General features: G+C 73.3%; 5 protein-coding genes. 3 read left to right on the forward strand and 2 right to left on the reverse strand.

Annotated elements, in window-relative coordinates:
- The 3 genes from ACIY1X_RS25430 to ACIY1X_RS25440 form a co-directional block, all read left to right on the forward strand.
- Positions 1-765: DUF6537 domain-containing protein (locus ACIY1X_RS25430; protein ID WP_399686207.1), on the forward strand; the 765-nt coding region annotated here is incomplete at its 5' end.
- Positions 766-963: 198 nt separating this feature from the next.
- Complete coding sequence (locus ACIY1X_RS25435) at positions 964-1,977, forward strand: Bug family tripartite tricarboxylate transporter substrate binding protein (RefSeq protein ID WP_399686210.1); 1,014 nt, start codon at positions 964-966, stop codon at positions 1,975-1,977.
- A 13-nt stretch (positions 1,978-1,990) separates the two neighbouring features.
- Entirely contained in the window at positions 1,991-2,416 is a 426-nt protein-coding gene (locus ACIY1X_RS25440; RefSeq protein ID WP_399686213.1) for an acyl-CoA thioesterase, read from the forward strand.
- Here the strand turns inward: ACIY1X_RS25440 and ACIY1X_RS25445 are convergent.
- Both ACIY1X_RS25445 and ACIY1X_RS25450 read right to left on the reverse strand, forming a co-directional pair.
- Positions 2,402-2,878, reverse strand: coding sequence for a low molecular weight protein-tyrosine-phosphatase (locus ACIY1X_RS25445; protein ID WP_399686216.1), 477 nt, complete (start codon positions 2,876-2,878; stop codon positions 2,402-2,404). The two genes, ACIY1X_RS25440 and ACIY1X_RS25445, sit on opposite strands and share 15 nt — an antisense overlap.
- A gap of 4 nt (positions 2,879-2,882) precedes the next feature.
- Positions 2,883-3,551 carry a TetR/AcrR family transcriptional regulator gene (locus tag ACIY1X_RS25450; protein ID WP_399686219.1) on the reverse strand — a complete coding sequence of 223 codons (669 nt, stop codon included), beginning with the start codon at positions 3,549-3,551 and terminating at the stop codon, positions 2,883-2,885.
- Between the last annotated feature and the right edge of the window lie 134 nt (positions 3,552-3,685).

Consider the following 3,685-nt stretch of genomic DNA (forward strand, 5'->3'; position numbering starts at 1 on the left):
CGCGTGCTGCAGGCCGAGCAGGCGGCCGACCCCGGCGCGCAGCAGGGGGGCCACGCCACCACCCGCGAGATGGCGCGCTGGCTGGCCCTGTGGATGGCTTTCGACGACATCGTCCGAGTGGCCGCGCTGAAGGCGAGCGCCAGCCGCGCCGGACGCGTGCGCGCCGAGGTGAAGGCCGGCGCCGACGACCTGCTGCGCGTGTACGACCACTTCAAGCCCGGCGTGCCCGAGTTCGCCGCGCTGCTGCCGCCGGCACTGGCGCGGCGCCTCACCGCCTGGGACCAGGCCCGCCAGCGCCGCGGCCGGCGGCCCTGGGCGCTGCCGCTGAAGGTGGGCAGCCATTCGGTGCTGGGCATGGCCGCGCTACGCACGCTGGCATCGCTGAAGGGGCTGCGCCGGCGCGGCAGCCGCTTCGCGGAAGAGCAGACGCTCATCGAGCAGTGGCTCGGCGCCGTCGAGGCCGGCGCGCGCGAGGACTGGACGCTGGGCCACGAGCTGGCGCTGTGCGGGCGCCTGATCAAGGGCTACGGCAGCACCAACGAGCGCGGCAAGGCCAACCTGCTGCACATCACCGAACACCTGGCGCGCCACCCCGGCCGCACGCCGCAGGAGCGGGCCGCCGCCGTCGCCGCCGCGCGCACCGCCGCCCTGGCCGACGAGGCCGGCACCGCGCTGGACGCCGCGCTGCGCCAGCACGGCGCGCCGCCGCGGCCGGTGCGCGAGCAGCCGATCCGCTGGATGCGGCGCCCTGCCTCGACGACCTGAGAAGGTGTGAGCGAACCCGACATGCCCGCTCATCCCGCCAAAACGCACCCGCTCCGCGTTGCAAATGCTCGCCATAGCCCGAGCTATGGCTGCGCTTTGCGCCTTGATCGGGCACGTTCTGACGGCCTGCTCGGGCACGCCGGATTCATTCACACCTTCTGACCCGAGCTTCCAACGAGAAAGAAAGGAGACACACCGATGAACCCCTCCCTCCCCGCTTCGCGCCCCGCGGCACCGCGCCGCCGGCTGCTCGCCCTGGCCGGCGCCGGCCTCGCGGCCGCCGCGCTGCTGATGCCCGCCGCCGCATCGGCCGAGGCCTGGCCGGCCAAGCCGGTCAAGGTGATCGTCAACTTCCCGCCCGGCGGCGCGGCCGACCAGCTGGCGCGCCTGGTGGGCCAGCCGCTGTCGGAGGCGCTGGGCCAGCCGGTGGTGATCGAGAACCGCGGCGGCGCCAACGGCAACATCGGCGGCGAGGCCGTGGCGCGCTCGGCGCCGGACGGCTATACGCTGCTGATGAGCAGCGGCGGCATGGTCTCGGTCAACCCGCACCTCTACCAGAAGATGTCCTTCGACCCGGCCAAGGACCTGGTGCCCGTCGCGGCGGCGGCGCGCGTGCTGGTCTACCTGGTGGTGCGGCCCGACCTGCCGCCGAAGAACGTGCAGGAGTTCACCGCCTACCTGAAGGCGCGGCCGGGCAAGCTCTCGTACGGCTCGCCGGGCGTGGGCAGCTCGCCGCACCTGGCCGGCGAGATGTTCAAGTCGCAGACCGGCACCTTCGCCACGCACGTGCCCTACCGCGGCGCGGCGCCCGCGCTGCAGGACCTGCTGGCCGGCCAGATCGACTTCTACTTCGACCCCGGCATCGCGCTGCAGCACGTCAAGGCCGGCAAGCTGCGCATGCTGGCGGTGGGCAGCCCGAAGCGCTCGCCGCTCTTCCCCGACGTGCCGACGCTGGACGAGGCGGGCTTCAAGGGCTTCGACGCCGACACGGTGTTCGGCTTCTACGCGCCGGCCGGCACGCCGCAGCCGGTGATCGCGAAGCTCAACGCGGAGATCAACAAGGTGCTGGCGATGCCTGCCGTGCAGGAGCGCATCGCGCAGCTCGGCGGCGAGGCGGCGCCGGGCACGCCCGAGGCCTTCCACGAGCGGGCGATGGCGGACTCGGTGCGTTTCGGTGCCATCATCAAGGAGCGCAACATCCGCGCGGACTGATCTCCCCTCCTGCATGCCCAAGACCGTCACCTACACCACCCGCGTCGAATTCGGCGACTGCGACCCGGCCGGCATCGTCTGGTTTCCCAACTTCTTCGGCTGGATCGACGCGGCCTCGCGGCACTTCTTCGCCGAATGCGGCGTGCCGCGCTGGGAGGAGACGGCCAGGACGCTGGGCGTGATCGGCACGCCGCTGGTGGACACGAAGGCGCGCTTCGTCAGCACCGCCAGCTATGGCGACACGCTGCACTTCGCCGCCAGCGTGCGCGAGTGGCGCGACAAGAGCTTCGTGCAGGCCTACCGCGTCACGCGCGACGACGCACAGGGCGAGACGCTGATCCTCGAATGCGAGGAGGTGCGCATCTTCGGCGGCAAGCGGCCCGACGGACGGCTGCGCGCGCTGCCGGTGCCGCCGGAGATCCGCTCACTGTGCGAATAGCCGCGCGATGAGGCCGTCCACGCCGCGGTCGATGAGATCGAAGGCGTGGACGAAGTCCTGCGCATCGCCGTACCAGGGATCGGGCACGTCCCGGCCTTCGTGGCCGGCGGCGAAGTCCAGCATCAGCACGATGCGCGAGCGGCAGCCCTCGGGCGCGATCCGGCGCAGCGCCGCGCAGTGGGCACGCGTCATGCCGACGATCCAGTCGAAGCGCGTGAAGTCCTCGCGCCGCACCTGACGCGCGCAGTGCGCATGCAGCGGCACGCCGCGGCGGCGCAGTTCGGCGGCGGCGCGGCGGTCGAAAGGGTTGCCGCGCTCCTCGTCGGAGACGGCGGCGCTGTCCACGGCGACCTCGACGCCGGCCATGCGCGCCTTGTGGACGAGCAAGGCGTGGGCCGTGGGCGAGCGGCAGATGTTGCCGGTGCAGATGAACAAGACAGCGGGCCGGGATGCGTCGGACATGCGGCTACAGCCCCCGCTCCACCATCTCCAGCAGCCGCTGGCCCAGCGCCTCGATCTCGGCGCCGGCCAGGCCGCGCAGCGGGCCGGCGATGGTCAGCATCGCCAGGCCGTGCACGGTGGACCAGGCGAGGTACTCCGCCCCCGGCCGCCGCTCGGGCGGCATCACGCCGGCCTGCACGAGCTGATCGAGCGCCGCGCCGAGCAACTGGAAGGGATTGAGGCCGCTGCCGCCGGCCTTGGCCGGGTCGGCGTCGCCTTCCACCGGTGCGAGGTCGGCGAAGGCGGTGCGGAACAGGCCGGTTTCCTCGCGCGCGAAGCGCAGGTAGCCGGCGCCGACGGCGCGCACCGCCGCGCGCGCGGCGTCCACCGCATCGCCCTTGCCCCCGCCCTTGGCCGGCGCGTCGACCGCCAGCTCGGCTTCCATCGCCCTCGCCATGCGGGCCACCGCCTCGGCGCGCACCGCCTCCAGCAGCGCGCCGCGGCTGGCGAAGTGGCGATAGGCTGCGTTGGGCACCACGCCGGCGCGGCGCGTGGCCTCGCGCAGCACCACCGCGTCGGGACCGCCGTGCCGCGCCAGTTCCACGCCGGCTTCCAGCAGCGCCCGGCGCAGGTCGCCGTGGCGGTAGGTGGCGCGGGGCGGCGGCAGGGAGGCGTCGGCGGGAGGCGCTTTCACGGCTGGCAGGGATCAATGTGGACAGCGTCCATTGTGCCTGCCCACGCGCCGGTCCTGCACGTTTCGCTACAGGATCAGGAGCGCCCGGAAGTCGTTGACGTTGGTGTTCGTCGGCCCGGTGATCAGCAGGTCGC

The sequence above is a fragment of the Xenophilus sp. genome, from assembly GCF_044462705.1.
In the GTDB taxonomy this organism is placed as follows: domain Bacteria; phylum Pseudomonadota; class Gammaproteobacteria; order Burkholderiales; family Burkholderiaceae_C; genus Xenophilus; species Xenophilus azovorans.